This window comes from Mucilaginibacter sp. P4_G9, from assembly GCF_056400985.1.
On sequence record NZ_JBFUKF010000753.1, the window covers coordinates 1 to 1,306 of the forward strand.

Here is a 1,306-nt window from a genome sequence, read left to right on the forward strand (position 1 = left end):
CAGATAGGTAGTTATGACCGAACTCGTTGCAATGTGACTTGATTTGAAAGCCATATTAAATATGTTTTAAATGCCATTTAGCATACACTATTCATAACTTCCAGCTGCCTCGGTTTCTACAAGCTGGGTAAGTATAGCTTTTAAGGTAGCCTCGCGCGCCCATTGCTGCTCTATATTTGAAGCATCTTCCTTATACCATTTAAGGGGAGCATTTATTTCGATACGGGCCCTGTAAACAAAGTTTTTTGTTGGATGCATTTTACTTCCCTCATAGCTGTTTAGATTTTCGCCTTTAATTATTTTGGCAAATTCTCGTGCTTTGATATCCAGTTGCAGGCATTCATCAAGCGAATTTTTAAAATCCTGTTTGTCCTCCAGCCAAATTGTGAGGATTTCATCATTAAGGTCGTGGTCTGCAATAGCTATCCGGCTGTAATCGTAATCAACAGAGATAATCATCCACCATAGCTGGTCTTTTAATTTTTGTGCGATTTTCATTTTATTTATTTTTAGTTTGTTTGTTCATCGGTTTATTGATCTTAACCCGGGGTAATCTTTTAACCGCCTGCGTACCGGCAAAGCTTACCTGAAAGCGGGCATCCAGCCCGGGAGGTACTTTTGTATGGCAACAATCTCTTTATCAAGCTTTTTGCAGGCGGCCTGGTAGGCCTGGTAGCGCAAGAGCGGCTCATGCTGGCAGGTATCATCATTGGAYGTACATGAATATTGGGCACTGTTAGTTTCTTCCCGTTGGATGGCTGAGTAAGCTATATGCATTTTTTTATGTAATTAGTTAACGCGTTTTTCTTTATTCTTGCACACAGTATCTCTGTATTAATTTTCTTTAAATTCTGTGTAATAAAATTTGTTTTTTACTAAATTTATATTACTTTAGTAAATATCAACAGGACAAATATAAAGAATAATCTTTGTAACAATCAAGAAAAATCTTTAATTAATTATTATCATGGATAATGCATCAAAACCCGGTAAAATCAAAACCATCCGTCCGGAAACCCTGGAGTTTATTATTCTTTATAACCAACTCAGGGGAAAGGCTTTTACAGGCAACGCACAACTTGCCGAAGTGCTGGGCTTTAATTCGCCCAGTTCTATTACTGAAATTGTAAAAAGCCGGCAAAATATCGATCCGGAAAAATTCAGAATTTTTAAAGAAAAATATAAAGATTTTTTACACACCAAGAAAACCACAACAAATCAAGAAAATAATACAGTAAATAAAGCAGAGGAGGGGATTCCGATGTTTGAAATTATAGCCACCGCATCGGGTGTAGAAGTATATAAT

3 protein-coding genes are annotated in these 1,306 nt (G+C 36.9%); 1 reads left to right on the plus strand and 2 read right to left on the minus strand.

Translation table 11 applies throughout. The annotated features are described in order from the left end of the window. Nucleotides 1-87 precede the first annotated feature (87 nt). The gene (locus AC1DPZ_RS27350; protein ID WP_477409456.1) at nt 88-498 is read right to left on the minus strand and encodes a hypothetical protein; all 411 of its coding nucleotides are present in this window, start codon (nt 496-498) and stop codon (nt 88-90) included. 84 nt (nt 499-582) lie between these two features. After that, the gene (locus AC1DPZ_RS27355) at nt 583-777 is read right to left on the minus strand and encodes a hypothetical protein (protein WP_477409458.1); all 195 of its coding nucleotides are present in this window, start codon (nt 775-777) and stop codon (nt 583-585) included. 190 nt (nt 778-967) lie between these two features. Between AC1DPZ_RS27355 and AC1DPZ_RS27360 the strand changes: the two genes are divergently transcribed. Then, nucleotides 968-1,306 (plus strand): hypothetical protein (locus tag AC1DPZ_RS27360; RefSeq protein WP_477409460.1); only part of this gene is annotated, 339 nt, incomplete at its 3' end.